Below are 14,443 nucleotides of genomic sequence, written 5' to 3' on the forward strand. Positions count from 1 at the left end.
CTTCGGCTACATCGTTGTAGAAGTGGTGCCTTGTTTAACAACCCCTGCGGGGCTCCCGCCTTCCGTCTTTCGGCTGAAGGCGGCGACTAGTTTTGCAAGTGCCGGCGAAAACCCGCCGGCGGTGGGTAGAATGGCGTCGGCGGACGGCAGCTCCGCGGTGCGGTGACAGGCAGTGGCGTGGCCCGTGCGATCAGCCAGAAGCGCAGGCGCCTCGCTGCGGCAGCGCTCGATCACGAACGGGCAGCGGGTATGAAAGCGGCAGCCGCTGGGCGGATCGAGCGCGCTCGGGATTTCGCCCTCCAGCAGCACCGTCGTTCGTTTCGCCTTCGGCTGCGGCTGCGGGATCGCGGACAGCAGCGCGCGGCTGTAGGGATGGCGCGGCGCCGCGAACAGCGCGTCGGCTTCCGCGGTCTCGACGATCTGGCCCAGATTCATCACCGCCACGTGGTCGGCGATGTGCTTGACCACGGCGAGGTCGTGCGAGACGAAGATGTAGGCGAGGCCGAGCCGATCCTGCAGCTCGCGCAGCAAATTGAGGATCTGCGAGCGGATCGAAACGTCGAGCGCCGAGACCGGCTCGTCGCAGATGATCAGCTTCGGCTCGACCGCGAGCGCGCGGGCGATGGCGATGCGCTGGCGCTGGCCGCCGGAGAATTCGTGCGGATAGCGGCGGGCGAGGCGCGGCTCCAGCCCGACCAGCCGCAGCAGCTCGGCGACGCGCTCGACCCGCCGCGCCGGCGGCACCAGATCGTGCAGCGCCAGCGGCTCGGTCAGGATCTGGCCGACCGTCATGCGCGGATTGAGCGAGGCGTAGGGATCCTGGAAGATGATCTGCGCCTCGCGGCGGAAGGCGCGCAAGGTCCCGGCCTCGAGCGCGAGCAGGTCGCGGCCGTCGAAGCGGACCGTGCCGGCATCCGGCTCGATCAGCCGCAGCACCAGGCGGCTGACGGTGGACTTGCCGCAACCGGATTCGCCGACCAGGGCCAGCGTCTTGCCGGCCTCCAGCGCGAAGGACACGTCATCGACCGCCTTGACGTGCGCCAGCGCCCGGCCGAGCAGCGAGCGCTGGGCGACGAAATGCTTGACCAGGCCGTTGACCTCGAGCAGCGCCATCACGACACCAGCAATTCGAGCGGCGCGCGAATGCAGCGCGAGAGGTGGCCCACGCCGACTTCGACCAGCGGCGGCGATACCTTGGTGCAGGCGTCGAGTACGAAGGGACAACGCGCGGCGAAGCGGCAACCGGCGGGCGGCTGCGCCATGTTCGGCACCATGCCTTCGATCGTCGCGAGCTGCTCGGCGCGGTGGTCGAGCCGCGGGATCGAGCCGAGCAGGCCGACGGTGTAGGGATGCTGCGGCGCGGAGAACAATTCATCGACCGGCGCGCGCTCGACGATCTCGCCGGCATACATCACCGCGACCTCGTCGCAGACCTCGGCGACGACGCCGAGATCGTGGGTGATCAGGATGATCGCGGCACCGCTCGCGGCCTTCAGCTCGCGCATCAGCTCCAGGATCTGGGCCTGCAGGGTGACGTCGAGCGCGGTGGTTGGCTCGTCCGCGATCAGCAGGCGCGGGTCGCAGGCGAGAGCCATCGCGATCATGACGCGCTGGCGCATCCCGCCGGAGAGCTTGTGCGGGTAGTCGTCGATCCGACGCTCGGGCGAGGGGATATGGACGCGGCGCAACAGCTCGATCGCGCGGTCGCGTGCGCTCCTTCGCGAGCCGCCGCGGTGACGCAGGATCGTCTCGATGATCTGGTCGCCGATCGTAAAGCTCGGATTGAGCGAGGTCATCGGCTCCTGGAAGATCATCGCCAGCCGGTTGCCGCGCAGATCGCGCAACGTCTGGTCCGGCGTCGTCAGCAGGTCGAAACCGTCGAAGCGGATCGCGCCACTTATTTCTGCGCTCTGCTTCGGCAAGAGGCCCATGATCGCCAGCGACGTCACGCTCTTGCCGCAGCCGGACTCGCCGACGAGGCCGAGCGTCGCGCCATTGGCGACGCTGAGATCGACGCCGTCGACCGCATGGGTGATGCGGCCGTCGTCGCCATGAAAGCGGATACGCAGGTCCTTGATCTCGATGAGGGGACTGGCGCTCATGATCGTCTCGCGCGCGCCGCTTCGATGCTGGCGTCGATGACGCTGCGGTCGGTGTTGCCGGCAGGGTTCTGCCGCGTCGGCATGGAGGCGCGGAAGTGCACCCAGAGCTCGTGGCTGACGCGCTCGAGCCGCTCGAGCTCGCCGAGCGGATCGGGATGGTCGTCGGCGCGAATGTCGAGGGCCGGCCATTCCTCTTCGCCGTGGATCAGGAGCGCCGCCGACTGCTTGCCGCGCTTGTCGCCGCCCGCGGCTTCGCCGGCGCGCATCGCCGCGAGCAGACGGCGCGGGAAGGGCAGGCTGTCATTGGCGATGTAGGTCTTCGCGGTCTCGTCGAGCACGTCGGCCCCGGTGAGCATATTGCCGGCGATCGAGAAGCCGCTGCCGGCGACGTGGCCGCACCAATCGACACAGTCGCGCCCGGTATGCGCCGCGATTGCGCCGCTGGCGTCCATGATATGGACCTGGCGGCTCTCGCGGCCGTCATCGGCCGCCAGCAGCGTGGCGAGCACGTCGTGGGCGTTGAGGCCCTCGCGCAGCAGCTTGACGCCGTCGATGCCGTAATAGGGATTGACGAAGGCTTGCGTTGCGATCGCACCGAGCCCGGCGGCGATGTAGGGCACGCGCGCGCCGACGGCGAAGAACCGGGTCGCAACGGCAATGCCGAACTGGCCGGTGGCAGGATCGCGCGCGATGATCGACCAGGTCATGTGCTGCCTTCAGCGCCCCGCCGCGTAGCCCTGCATGCCGCGCGGATTGGCGGCAGCGCGACGGCGCGGACCCACGCGTGAGGCCGCGGTGAGGCGGCCCTCCGACCAGTCCGGCCCGACCTCGACGACATGCCCGCGCTCGCGCAGGTTCTCGATCGTCGCCTTCGGCACGCGGTTCTCGACCACGAGCACGCCGGGACGCGCGGTGCGCGGCCAGAACGAGATCGGGAAATGCTCGGAATGCCAGGCCGGCGCGTCGATCGATTCCTGGAGATTGAGGTTGCAATGGACGTGGCGCAGGAAGAATTGCGTGATCCACTGGTCCTGCTGGTCGCCGCCGGGTGAGCCCCAGGCGAGATAGGGCTCGCCATCGCGTAGCGCCATGGACGGCGAGAGCGTGGTGCGTGGCCGCTTGCCCGGTGCGAGCGAACTGGGGTGGTTCTCGTCCAAATCGAACATTTGGGCGCGGCTGCCGAGGCAGAAACCCAGCTCGGGAATGACCGGCGATGATTGCAGCCAGCCCCCCGAAGGCGTCGAGGACACCATGTTGCCAGCCTTGTCGATGATGTCGAAATGCACGGTATCGCCGCGCACTTCGCCAAAGCGCCCGACGGTTGGTTCACCGGCGCCGAGTGCGCCGACGGCCTCGCGTTGCCCCTCGGCGCGGCGCAGCTTGACCACGCCACCAAAACCCTCGACGGCACCGGGCCGAAGGTCGAGCGAAGCTTTCTCGGTCACCAGCTTGCGACGTTCGTCGTTGTAGGCGTCCGACAGCAGCGTCGCGATCGGGATCTCGCTGAATTTGGGGTCGCCGTAGAATTTTTCACGGTCGGCGAAGGCGAGCTTGGCGCATTCGATCTGGAGATGGATGAACTCGGGCCCGGTCGGGTCAAGTCCGTCGAGCGCAAAGCCCTTCAACAGCGCGAGCTGTTGCAGCGTCACCGGGGCCTGGCTCCAGACGCCGGCCTTGCAGACCGTGTAGCGGCCGTAGTCGTAGGTGAGCGGCGCTTCGACGGTCGGCTGCCAGCGCGCCATGTCGTCGGCGGAGAGCACGCCGCGATGCGGCGAGCCGCTGACGTCCATCACCTCCTGGGTCCGGCAGAACTTGTCGATGGCTTCCGCGACGAAGCCTTGCGACCAGGCTTTGCGCGCGTGCTCGATCTCGGCGTCGCGGCCGCCAGCGCCGCTTTCCGCCTCGCTGAGAATGCGGGCGTAGGTCGCGGCCAGCGTTGTGTTGGTGAAGAGCGTGCCGGGCTTCGGCACCTCGCCGTTCGGAAGGTACACCGCAGCCGAGGTCGGCCAGTGCTTGCGGAACAGCTGCTCGACGGTCTGGATCGTGGCGCAGGCGCGCTCGACCAGGGGATAACCGTCGCGGGCGTAGGAGATCGCGGGCTCCAGCACGTCGCGCACCCGCATGGTGCCGTAGTCGCGCAGCAGCATCATCCAGGATTCGAAGGTGCCGGGAACGCAGGCGGCGAGCAGGCCCGTGCCCGGCACCATGTCGAGGCCTTCGCTCTTGTAGTGCGCGATGGTGGCGCGCGCCGGCGCCGGGCCCTGGCCGCAGATCACCTCGGTGCGGCCGCGCTTGACGTCATGGACGATGATGGGCACGTCCCCGCCAGGACCGTTCAGATGCGGCTCGACCACCTGGAGCGTGAAGGCAGTCGCAACGCCGGCATCGAAGGCGTTGCCGCCTTTTTCCAGGATCGCCATGCCCACGGCCGTCGCGATCCAGTGCGTCGAGGCGACCACCCCGAACGTGCCCTCGATCTCGGGCCTCGTCGTGAACGGGTCGGGATTGATATTGCCCATGGGACTTCACCACCTTATTTCCGGCGCGCGCAATTGATCACAGGGCCACGCCGCCGCCAAATGCGCAGGCTGCATGGCACGCGCGCGTCACGCCGGGACCGGCGCGGTGTTGACCGCATGGCAGGCGACGCCGTCGATCAGTTCCGGCGTCTCCTTGCGGCAGAGATCGAAAGCCAGTGGGCAGCGCGGATTGAAGGCGCAGCCGGGGGGCGGGTTGATCGGGTTCGGGATCTCGCCCTTGACCGGAATGCGCTGGCGACCGCTCATGGCGAGATCAGGCACGGCGCCCAGCAGCATCTTGGTGTAGGGCATGCGCGGGTTGGCGAACAGCTCGCGTCCTTCCGCGATCTCGACGATACGGCCGAGATACATTACGCCGACGCGGCTCGCCATGTGGCGGACCACGGCGAGGTTGTGGCTGATGAACATGTAGGTCAGGCCGAACTTGTCCTGGAGGTCGCGCATCAGGTTGAGGATCTGCGCCTGCACGGAGACGTCGAGCGCCGAGGTCGGCTCGTCGCAGACGATGAATTCGGCATCCGAGGCGAGCGCCCGTGCGATTGCGATGCGCTGGCGCTGGCCGCCGGAGAATTCGTGCGGGTACTTCAAGCGGTCGTCCGGATGCAGGCCGACGAGGCTGAGCAGCTCGCCGACCCGGGCCTGGATGTCGCGCTCGCCCTGGATCAGGTCGAAGGCGCGGATCGGCTCGGAGACGATGGCATCGACCCGGAAGCGCGGGTTCAGGCTCGCATAGGGATCCTGAAAGATCATCTGGATGCGGCGGCGCAGCTTCCGCCGCGCCGGCGCCTGCCGCGGGTCGGTCATCGAGATGCCGTCGATCAGCACGTCGCCGGCGCTCGGCGGCAGCAGGCCGACGACCATGCGGGCCACCGTGGTCTTGCCGGAGCCGGACTCGCCGACCAGGGCAAAGGTCTCGCCCCTCCTGATGTCGAAGGCGACGTGATCGACCGCCTTGAGATATTCGAGATGTCCGCCTTCGAGCACGCGGTTGAGCCAGGGTTTCGAGACGTCGAAGACGCGGCGCAGGTTTGTGGCCTGGACGAAGGGAGCGCTCATGCCACGCTCTCCGCCGGCACGTCGTCATAGAGGTGGCAGGCGACGGATTGCGCGCCGCGCGCCAGCGGCTCCGGCCGGTCGATACGGCAACGATCGAAGGCGAAGGCGCAGCGCGGATTGAACGAGCAGCCGCGCGGGATCGCCGACAGGCGCGGCATCGAGCCCGGGATCTGCACCAGGCGCTTGTCCTCGCCGGCAAGCGTCGGGATCGCGCCCATCAGGCCCTTGGCGTAAGGGTGCAGCGGATTCTTCACGACGTCCTGCACCGGGCCGATCTCGGCGACACGGCCGGCATACATCACGGCGACGCGGTCCGACGTCTCCGCGATCACGCCCATGTCGTGGGTCACCAGCATCACGGCGGTGCCGTGGTCGCGGCCGAGACGCTTGATCAGCGAGATGATCTGCGCCTGCACGGAGACGTCAAGCGCGGTGGTCGGCTCGTCGGCGATGATCAGCTCGGGCTCGGCGCAGATCGCGAGCGCGATCACGACGCGCTGGCGCATGCCGCCGGAAAATTCGTGGGGATAGCCGTCGATGCGCTTTTCCGGCGCGGGAATGCCGACCTCGGCGAGCAGGTCGATGGCGCGGCGGCGGGCGGCCGATTCGGACAGGTTGAGATGGGTGCGGATCGTCTCTACGATCTGATCGCCGACCTTGTACAGCGGGTTCAGCGATGTCAGCGGATCCTGGAAGATCATCCCGATGCGCTTGCCTCTGATACGGCGCATCTCCTCGGGCGGCAGATTGTCGATGCGCAGGCCCGCGAGACGAATCTCGCCGCCGGCAATGCGGCCGGGCGGGTCGATCAGGCCGATCACCGAAAGGCCGGTGACGGACTTGCCGGCTCCGGATTCGCCGACGACCCCGAGCACCTCGCCCTTGGCGATGTCGAAGGAGACGCCGTCGATGGCGCGCAGCGTGCCGCGGCGGGAGGCGAACTCCACGTGAAGATCGCGTACGGAAAGGACGGGTTCGGTCATGGACGAGGCGTATTCATCGAAGCTTCGGATTGAGCGCGTCGCGCAGCCAGTCGCCGAGCAGATTGATCGACAGGATCAGCGCCGCGAGCGCGAGCCCCGGGAAGGCGACGATCCACCATTCGCCGGCGAACAGATAATTGTTGCCGATGCGGATCAAGGTACCGAGCGAGGGCATGGTGTCGGGCAGGCCGACGCCGAGGAAGGACAGCGTCGCCTCGGTGATGATGGCGAGCGCGAGGTTGATGGTGGCGATGACCAGGATCGGGCCCATCGTGTTCGGCAGCACGTGCCGCAACATGATCTTCGGCGCGGGCAGGCCGATCAGCTGCGCGGCGGCGACGTAGTCCTTGTTCTTCTCGACCATCACGGAGCTGCGCACGGTCCGGGCGTAGCCGACCCAGAAGCTCAGGCCGATCGAGATCACCAGTACCGCCAGCATGCTGGTGGCGTCCAGCCGGTTGCCGAGGATCGATTTCGCGATGCCGTTGACCAGGAGCGCGATCAGGATGGCCGGGAAGGTGAGCTGGACGTCGGCGATCCGCATGATCACGCCGTCGACTGCGCCGCCGAAATAGCCGGCGATCAGGCCGAGCGCGATACCGAGCGCGCCGGCGAAGATCACGCCGGCGACGCCGACGGCGAGCGAGATGCGCATGCCGTAGAGAATGGCGGAGAACACGTCGCGGCCCTGCTCGTCGGTGCCGAGCAGGAATGGGCTCTGACCGTCCGCGGTCCACAGCGGCGAGATCCGCGAATTCATCAATTGCAATTGTGCCGGATCGAACGGGTTCTGCACCGCGAGCACGGAGGCAAAGATCGCAAGCAGGAAGAACAGGACCGTGATGGCCGCGGCCACCATGGTGAGCTTGGAGCGGCGGAACGAATAGAACAGGTCGCTGTCGAGCGTGCGGCTGAACCAGCCATGGGCGGCCTGCGCCGGCTGCGCGCTTTGCTTGTCGGGGTTGGAGACGACTGCGTCGGACATGCAGGCTGCCCTATGCGGCGCGACCGACGGTCGAGCGCAGGCGCGGATCGACCACCGTGTAGAGAATGTCGACCACCAGATTGATGGTGACGAAGATCAGTGAAACCATCAGCAGGTAGGCGGCCATAATGGGAATGTCGACGTTTTGCACGGCCTGGACGAACAGAAGCCCCATGCCCGGCCATTGGAACACGGTTTCGGTGATGATCGAAAATGCAATAACCGAGCCAAACTGAAGCCCGGCCACGGTGATCACGGGAATCAGCGTGTTCTTCAGCGCGTGGCCGAAATGGATCGCGCGCGTGGTCAGCCCCCTCGCGCGGGCGAAGCGAATATAGTCGGTCCGCAACACTTCCAGCATCTCCGCGCGCACCAGCCGCATGATCAGGGTCATCTGGAACAGGCCGAGGGTGATCGAGGGCATGATCAGCGCCTTCAGGCCGGACAGCGTCAGCAGGCCCGTCGTCCACCAGCCGAGCTTGACCACCTCACCGCGGCCGAACGAGGGCAGCCAGCCCAATGTCACCGCGAACAGATAGATCAGGAGAATGCCGATCAGGAAGGTCGGCAGCGAGATGCCGATCAGCGAGACCGCCTGGAACAATTTGGCCAGCACGGTATCGCGCTTGAGCGCCGAATAGACGCCCATCAGGATGCCGCAGACCATTGCAAACACGGTCGCACAGATCGCAAGTTCCAGCGTCGCGGGCATGCGCTCCATCAACAGGGCCGCGACCGGCTGGCGGAACTGGTAGGAGACGCCGAACTTGAACTGCGCCGCATCGGCGAAATAGCGCACAAACTGCACCGGCACGGGATCGTCGAGGCCGAGCGACTTGCGCACGATCGCGCGTTCGGCCGCCGAGGTGTCGATCGAGACGATCTGGTTGACGGGGTCGCCGGCGAAGCGGAACATCGAGAACGCGATGATGCCGACGGCGAACATGACGCCGATGGCCTGAACGGCGCGGCGAAGCGTGAAAGCGAGCATGCCTTCCACTTTCCTTGGGTGAGCGTACGGCCGACACCGTCGGCCGGAAAAGGAAAGGTCCCGGAAGGCAGACGCCGCCGGGACCTCGTGTTCGACCGATGCTATTCCTTCTTGGTCGCCCAGTGGAACATGACGAGATTGTCGGCGCGCTGCGGCAGGTTGACCTTCTTCGATACGCCCCAGGCCAGCGCCTGCTGGTGCAGCGGGATGTAGGACCAGTCCTTCATGCCGATTTCGTAGGCCTGCTTGATCAGCTGGTTGCGCTTGGCGGTGTCGGCTTCGACCAGCACCTTGTCGGTGATGGCGTCGAACTCCTTGTTGCAATAGCCGCCGAGATTGGCCTCGCCGCGCGAGGACTTCGCATCGTCGCGGCAGCCCATGATGTCGTAGAGCACGTTATGGGAATCCATCGTGCTCGGCGTCCAGCCCAGCAGGTAGAACGAGGTCTGGTAGCCGCCCTGCTTCAGCACCTTGGCGAAGTATTGCGCCTTCGGCTGCGCCAGGAGATTGATCTTGACGCCGATGCGGGCGAGCATGCCGACCACGGCCTGGCAGATCGCGGCGTCATTCACGTAACGATCGTTCGGGCAGTCCATGGTGACCTCGAAGCCGTCGGGGTAACCGGCTTCGGTCAGGAGCTTCTTGGCGCCGTCGGGATCGAATTTCGGCCGCGTGAACTCCTTCGACAGCACGAACAGTTCCGGCGCGATCATCAGCGCCGACGGCGTCGACAGCCCGCGCATGACGCGCGTCTTGATCAGCTCGATGTCGATCGCCTTGTAGAAGGCCTCGCGGACGCGGGCGTCCTTGAACGGGTTCTTGCCCTTGATGTTCGAGTAGAGCAGCTCATCGCGCATCTGGTCGAAGCCGAGGAAGATGGTGCGCAGCTCCGGTCCCTTCAGCACCTGGGCATTCGGGCTGGAATCGACGCGGGAGATGTCCTGGATCGGCACCGGCTCGATCACGTCGACCTCGCCCGAGAGCAGCGCGGCGACGCGGGTGGCGTCGGAGGCGATCGGGGTGAAGATGATCTCCTTCAGATTGCCTTCGACCTTGCCCCAGTAATTGGGATTGGCCTTGAACACCGTCTTCACGCCGGGCTGATGGCTTTCGATGATGAAGGGACCGGTGCCGTTCTCGTTCAGCGAGGCATAGCTCGGCGTGGTCGCCGCCACCGGCGTCGGGTCGACGACGTTGTTCTCCTCGGCCCATTTCTTGTTCATGATGTACCAGACATCCCACGCATTGTGCAGGATGGGATTGGGCGAGGGCAGGAGGAAATCGACAGTGTAGTCGTCGACCTTGACCACCTTCACGTCCGGCGCAAGGCGGGTCTGCATGTTCGACCCCTTCTTGCGGACGCGATCGGCCGAGAACACCACGTCGTCGGCGGTGAAGGGGTTGCCGTTGTGGAATTTCACGCCCTTGCGCAGATGGAAGCGCCAGCGGGTCGGCTCCGGAGTTTCCCAGCTTTCCGCCAGTGCCGGAATGATCTTGAGGTCCTTGTCGCGCGCGGTGAGGCCTTGATAGACGTGGCCGAGATGGGCGTGGGTGGTGCTCTCGTTCAGGGTATAGGGATCGAGCGACTTCAGGTCACCCTGGTTGGCATAACGTAGCGTCTGGCTGGCTGCCGGCGAGACCGCCAACGCAAGCGTACCGGCGAGCGTCGCCGCAAACAGACTTTGACCGACTGACATTCTTGACCCTCTCCACACTGCCGCGCCGGTGATTTTTGATTGTTCGGCGGGGCTGATAGATCCATGTTGCCCAGAGTTCTCGACCCGTGCAAGCGTCATTCCAGCAAGGAACGCGCCAAGTTGCACCGCTGTGCAGCAATGCTGCCCGGCAATCCCAGGGTAGGCCGGCGAGCTTCTGCGCGGGTCGCGGGCCGGACAAGTTGATTGACCATACCCGTCGATTGAGGAAGCCGGTCCTGACGGCTTCCCCTCGGGTCGCTTGCGTTGCGGACCTTCTCGCGGTGATACTCCGACAGCTTGCTCGAATCTCATCCGGAGGGGACATGAAGGTTAACATCGAAATCGACTGCACTCCCCTCGAGGCCCGTCAGTTCTTCGGATTGCCGGATGTCTCGCCGATGCAGATTGCCGTCATGGACAAGCTACAGCAGCAGGTCCTGAGCAATATCGACAAGGTCTCGCCGGAATCGCTGATCCAAAGCTGGTTCACTTTCGATCCGAAGCTCGCCGAGCGGTTTCAGGACATGTTCGTCACCATGGCCGGCCTCGGCGGAACGCGCAGCGGCGACAAGAAGAAATAATGGCGCGCGGGCCGGACGGGCCGCAAGCGTCAGGCCGGCTTCGTCCGCCGGGCCTCGGCCTGCTGCTTGCCGAGGCCCGTGGGCTCTTCGAGTTGAATGCGAGCCTGTTGCTGTCGCCGCTCCTGATGCGGGCGCCGCGGGGCGACGGCCATCCGGTGCTGGCGCTGCCGGGCTTTCTCGCCAGCGACCTCTCGATGGTGCCGATGCGGCGCTATCTCAGCGAGCTCGGCTATGAGGCGCATGCCTGGCGGATGGGCCGCAATCTCGGCGGGCTCGGGCGCATGCGGGATTCGCTGCGCATGCGCTTGGCAGAAATCCATGCCGCAACGGGGCGCAAGGTCAGCCTGGTCGGGTGGAGCTTAGGGGGCGTCTATGCCCGCGATCTCGCGGTTTGGGCGCCGGACAAGGTCCGCTACGTCGTCACGCTCGGCAGCCCTTTTGCCAACGACGTGCGGGCGACCAACGCGACGCGGCTCTACGAGACGCTGTCCGGCGAGCGGGTCGAGGATTTTGCGGAAGCGCGCGAGGCGATTGCCGGCGATCTGCCGGTGCCGGCGACGTCGATCTATTCGCGCGCCGACGGCATCGTGAACTGGCGGACCTGCCTGCTGCGCCCCTCTGACCGCTCCGAGAACATCGAGGTGCACCTGGCGAGCCATATCGGGCTCGGCGTGAACCCGGCGGTGCTGTGGGCCGTGGCGGACCGCCTGGCGCAACCGGAGGGAGACTTCCGGCCATTTGACCGGGCCGGGCCGTTTGCCATTGCATATGCCCCGCCGGACCGGGCAGTATCGGCCTGACGAGAAGCGCCGCCAAGGCGCCCGTCGAATATTCGGGAGGGAACCATGGCTGACGGTAAGAAGCTGTCGTCGCTTGACGCGTCGTTTCTCTATCTGGAAACACCGGAGATGCCGATGCATGTCGGCAGCATGGCGATCTTCCGCCTGCCTGACGACTACAAGGGCGACTTCTTCGAAGACTTCAAGGCGATGATCGTCTCGCGCCTGCACATCGCGCCGATTCTCAAGGCGCGGCTGGAGAAGGCGCCGCTCGACATCGACCATCCCTCCTGGGTCGAGGACGACCAGTTCGACATCGACCGCCACATCTTCCGCGCCAGCCTGCCGCAGCCGCGCGACCGCGCCACGCTCGAGCGCATCGTCGGCTGGATGCATGCCAAGCTGCTCAACCGCGCCCGCCCGCTCTGGGAGTTCTACGTGTTCGAGGGCATGAAGGACAACGAGGTCGGGCTCTATTCCAAGATGCACCATGCCGCGATCGACGGCGGCGCCGGTGCGGCGCTGACCAACATGATCTACGACATCTCGCCGATTCCGCGAAAGGTCGATCCGCCGACCGCGGGCAGCAAGCCCGGGCAGGAGCCGCGCGACATCGCCGCGAACCTGCTCGATTCCTATCAGCAGCTGTTCAGCCAGCCGCTCGATGCGTCGGCGGCCGCGAAGAACCTGCAGCTGCCGCGCACCGGCAAGAGCGACATCGGCTCGATCCTGTTCGACAACGCGATGTACCAGATCGAGAGCGCGGTGCGCTTTGCCGGCAACATCCCGACCGTGCTCAAGAGCGTCTCCGACGTGCTCGGCAAGGTCGCCGATCCCAAGTCGCGCGAGAGCCTTGCCAGCATGGTGTCGCCGCCGACCATGCTCAACAAGACGATCTCCTCGGAGCGAAGCTTTGCCGGCGTGTCGATCCCGCTGTCGCGGGCCAAGGCGCTGGCCAAGCAGGCCGGCGGCAAGCTCAACGACGTCGTGCTTGCGCTCGCCTCCGGCGTGGTCCGCCGCTATCTCCTGCAATATGGCGCGCTGCCGGCGAAATCCCTGACCGCCGCCGTGCCGATCTCGCTGCGCGAGGAGGGCAACACCGAGGCCAACAACCAGGTGTTCGGCATGATCTGCTCGATCGCCACCAATATCGATGACCCCAAGGCGCGCCTCGAGGCCATCATCGCGCAATCGACCAAGTCCAAGGAGATGTCGCACCCCTTGCGCGCCTTGATGCCGCAGGTCTCCAACATCTCGATGCTGGGCGCGCCGATCATGGTGCAGATCCTGGCGTTGCTCTACAGCCGATCGAACCTTTCCGACGTGCTGCCACCTGCGGCCAACATCACCGTGTCCAACGTGCCCGGGCCGCGGCAGACGCTCTATGCCGCCGGTGCCGAGCTCTTGCACATCTTCCCGGTGTCGATCTCGACGCACGGGCAGGCGCTCAACATCACCGTGCAGAGCTATCGCGACCAGCTGGATTTCGGCTTCATCGTGGGCGCCAACATCATCCCGCATGTGCAGGTGATGTGCGACATGCTGCCCGAGGAGTTCGCCGCGCTGGAGGCGGCCTACGCGCCGCCGGCCACCGATATCAAGGGCGCTGCGGAGTAAGGAATTTGCAATGATTGAAATGCCGCCGCTCAAGTTCGCAACGACGAACGGAATCCGCATGGGCTATTACGAAGCGGGCCCAGCCGACGACAAGCCGCCGGTCGTGCTGTGCCACGGCTGGCCCGAGCTCGCCTTCTCCTGGCGTCATCAGATCAAGGCGCTGAGCGAGGCCGGCATCCGCGTGATTGCGCCCGACCAGCGCGGCTACGGCGCGACCGACCGGCCCGAGCCGGTCGAGGACTACGACATGGAGCATCTGACCGGCGATCTCGTCGGTCTGCTCGATCATCTCGGAATCGACAAGGCGATCTTCGTCGGCCACGACTGGGGCGGCTTCGTCGTCTGGCAGATGCCGCTGCGGCATCCCACGCGCGTCGCCGGCGTGGTCGGCGTCAACACGCCGCATTGGGACCGCATGCCGATCGACCCCATCGCGCTGTTCCGCCAGCGTTACGGCGACCAGATGTACATCGTCCAATTCCAGGATCCCGCGCGCGAGCCGGACAAGATCTTCGGCAGCCGGGTTGAGCAAACCTTCGACGCCTTCATGCGCAAGCCGCTGGCAAAGCCTGCGGCGAAACCGGACGAGCCGCCGATCGCGGGCGTCGGCGCCTCGCCGAAGACCAATCTGGCTTTCCCGCAGATGATCGCGGCGTACGACACCAAGGTCGATCCGCGCACGCCGATCCTCTCGGCTGACGAGAAGAGGGTGTTCGTCGACACCTTCACGAAGACCGGCTTCACCGGCGGCATCAACTGGTACCGCAATTTCACCCGTAACTGGGAACGGTCGAAGGGCCTGGACCACCACATCCGCGTGCCATCGCTGATGATCATGGCCGAGAACGATGCGGTGCTGCCGCCTTCGGCGGCCGACGGCATGGAGAAGCTGATCGATGACCTCGAGAAGTATCTGGTGAAGGACAGCGGCCATTGGACGCAGCAGGAGAAGCCGGAGGAGGTCAGCGCCAAGCTGATCGAATGGCGGAGAAGGCGATTTGGCTAGCGCTCGTCATTGCGGACGCGTCATTGCGAGGAGCCCGCGACAAATTGCGAAGCAATTTGCGCTGGCGACGAAGCGATCCAGACTGCCTCCGCGGATATGCTTCTGG

The 14,443-nt window shown here is 65.9% G+C and carries 13 protein-coding genes; 4 read left to right on the top strand and 9 right to left on the bottom strand.

The features are described 5' to 3' along the window. Positions 1-6: 6 nt before the first annotated feature. The 9 genes from BDOA9_RS15590 to BDOA9_RS15630 all read right to left on the bottom strand — a co-directional run bounded on the left by BDOA9_RS15590 (position 7) and on the right by BDOA9_RS15630 (position 10,354). Positions 7-1,113: an ABC transporter ATP-binding protein gene (locus tag BDOA9_RS15590; RefSeq protein WP_082847827.1), complete on the bottom strand. Its 1,107-nt coding sequence runs from the start codon at positions 1,111-1,113 to the stop codon at positions 7-9. Further along, the gene (locus BDOA9_RS15595; protein WP_025034877.1) at positions 1,113-2,102 is read right to left on the bottom strand and encodes an ABC transporter ATP-binding protein; all 990 of its coding nucleotides are present in this window, start codon (positions 2,100-2,102) and stop codon (positions 1,113-1,115) included. The genes BDOA9_RS15590 and BDOA9_RS15595 overlap by 1 nt, the downstream gene beginning before the upstream one ends. Continuing rightward, a complete protein-coding gene (locus BDOA9_RS15600) occupies positions 2,099-2,809 on the bottom strand; it encodes a DUF1028 domain-containing protein (RefSeq protein WP_025034878.1) in 711 nt (236 codons plus the stop codon). The genes BDOA9_RS15595 and BDOA9_RS15600 overlap by 4 nt, the downstream gene beginning before the upstream one ends. A gap of 9 nt (positions 2,810-2,818) precedes the next feature. Further along, positions 2,819-4,621, bottom strand: coding sequence for a gamma-glutamyltransferase family protein (locus BDOA9_RS15605; RefSeq protein WP_025034879.1), 1,803 nt, complete (start codon positions 4,619-4,621; stop codon positions 2,819-2,821). Positions 4,622-4,708: 87 nt separating this feature from the next. Further along, positions 4,709-5,698, bottom strand: coding sequence for an ABC transporter ATP-binding protein (locus tag BDOA9_RS15610; protein ID WP_025034880.1), 990 nt, complete (start codon positions 5,696-5,698; stop codon positions 4,709-4,711). Then, positions 5,695-6,681, bottom strand: a complete 987-nt coding sequence (locus BDOA9_RS15615; RefSeq protein WP_025034881.1) for an ABC transporter ATP-binding protein — start codon at positions 6,679-6,681, stop codon at positions 5,695-5,697. Before BDOA9_RS15615 ends, BDOA9_RS15610 begins: the two co-directional genes overlap by 4 nt. A gap of 13 nt (positions 6,682-6,694) precedes the next feature. Then, positions 6,695-7,666 carry an ABC transporter permease gene (locus tag BDOA9_RS15620; protein ID WP_025034882.1) on the bottom strand — a complete coding sequence of 324 codons (972 nt, stop codon included), beginning with the start codon at positions 7,664-7,666 and terminating at the stop codon, positions 6,695-6,697. Positions 7,667-7,676: 10 nt separating this feature from the next. Continuing rightward, a complete protein-coding gene (locus BDOA9_RS15625) occupies positions 7,677-8,657 on the bottom strand; it encodes an ABC transporter permease (RefSeq protein ID WP_025034883.1) in 981 nt (326 codons plus the stop codon). Between the two features lie 101 nt (positions 8,658-8,758). Continuing rightward, on the bottom strand, positions 8,759-10,354 hold the full coding sequence (locus tag BDOA9_RS15630; protein ID WP_025034884.1) for an ABC transporter substrate-binding protein: 1,596 nt from the start codon (positions 10,352-10,354) through the stop codon (positions 8,759-8,761). Between the two features lie 323 nt (positions 10,355-10,677). Here BDOA9_RS15630 and BDOA9_RS15635 point away from each other — a divergent pair, with 323 nt between their 5' ends. The 4 genes from BDOA9_RS15635 to BDOA9_RS15650 are packed head-to-tail and all read left to right on the top strand — an operon-like array spanning position 10,678 to position 14,337. Then, positions 10,678-10,935, top strand: a complete 258-nt coding sequence (locus BDOA9_RS15635; protein WP_025034885.1) for a DUF6489 family protein — start codon at positions 10,678-10,680, stop codon at positions 10,933-10,935. Beyond that, positions 10,935-11,735, top strand: a complete 801-nt coding sequence (locus BDOA9_RS15640) for an esterase/lipase family protein (protein WP_025034886.1) — start codon at positions 10,935-10,937, stop codon at positions 11,733-11,735. The genes BDOA9_RS15635 and BDOA9_RS15640 overlap by 1 nt, the downstream gene beginning before the upstream one ends. A 45-nt stretch (positions 11,736-11,780) precedes the next feature. Continuing rightward, positions 11,781-13,331, top strand: coding sequence for a WS/DGAT/MGAT family O-acyltransferase (locus tag BDOA9_RS15645; RefSeq protein ID WP_025034887.1), 1,551 nt, complete (start codon positions 11,781-11,783; stop codon positions 13,329-13,331). 10 nt (positions 13,332-13,341) lie between these two features. Next, complete coding sequence (locus BDOA9_RS15650; protein ID WP_025034888.1) at positions 13,342-14,337, top strand: alpha/beta fold hydrolase; 996 nt, start codon at positions 13,342-13,344, stop codon at positions 14,335-14,337. Positions 14,338-14,443 lie beyond the last annotated feature (106 nt).

It is taken from the genome of Bradyrhizobium sp. DOA9 (assembly GCF_000617845.2).
Taxonomy (GTDB): domain Bacteria; phylum Pseudomonadota; class Alphaproteobacteria; order Rhizobiales; family Xanthobacteraceae; genus Bradyrhizobium.

Bases quoted from the DNA above. Each gene is read 5' to 3' on its own strand.
- BDOA9_RS15645 (WP_025034887.1), top strand. From the start codon at position 11,781: ATGGCTGACGGTAAGAAGCTGTCGTCGCTTGACGCGTCGTTTCTCTAT.
- BDOA9_RS15640 (WP_025034886.1), top strand. From the start codon at position 10,935: ATGGCGCGCGGGCCGGACGGGCCGCAAGCGTCAGGCCGGCTTCGTCCG.
- BDOA9_RS15630 (WP_025034884.1), bottom strand. From the start codon at position 10,354: ATGTCAGTCGGTCAAAGTCTGTTTGCGGCGACGCTCGCCGGTACGCTT.
- BDOA9_RS15610 (WP_025034880.1), bottom strand. From the start codon at position 5,698: ATGAGCGCTCCCTTCGTCCAGGCCACAAACCTGCGCCGCGTCTTCGAC.
- BDOA9_RS15595 (WP_025034877.1), bottom strand. From the start codon at position 2,102: ATGAGCGCCAGTCCCCTCATCGAGATCAAGGACCTGCGTATCCGCTTT.
- BDOA9_RS15615 (WP_025034881.1), bottom strand. From the start codon at position 6,681: ATGACCGAACCCGTCCTTTCCGTACGCGATCTTCACGTGGAGTTCGCC.
- BDOA9_RS15650 (WP_025034888.1), top strand. From the start codon at position 13,342: ATGATTGAAATGCCGCCGCTCAAGTTCGCAACGACGAACGGAATCCGC.
- BDOA9_RS15625 (WP_025034883.1), bottom strand. From the start codon at position 8,657: ATGCTCGCTTTCACGCTTCGCCGCGCCGTTCAGGCCATCGGCGTCATG.
- BDOA9_RS15635 (WP_025034885.1), top strand. From the start codon at position 10,678: ATGAAGGTTAACATCGAAATCGACTGCACTCCCCTCGAGGCCCGTCAG.
- BDOA9_RS15590 (WP_082847827.1), bottom strand. From the start codon at position 1,113: ATGGCGCTGCTCGAGGTCAACGGCCTGGTCAAGCATTTCGTCGCCCAG.
- BDOA9_RS15620 (WP_025034882.1), bottom strand. From the start codon at position 7,666: ATGTCCGACGCAGTCGTCTCCAACCCCGACAAGCAAAGCGCGCAGCCG.
- BDOA9_RS15605 (WP_025034879.1), bottom strand. From the start codon at position 4,621: ATGGGCAATATCAATCCCGACCCGTTCACGACGAGGCCCGAGATCGAG.
- BDOA9_RS15600 (WP_025034878.1), bottom strand. From the start codon at position 2,809: ATGACCTGGTCGATCATCGCGCGCGATCCTGCCACCGGCCAGTTCGGC.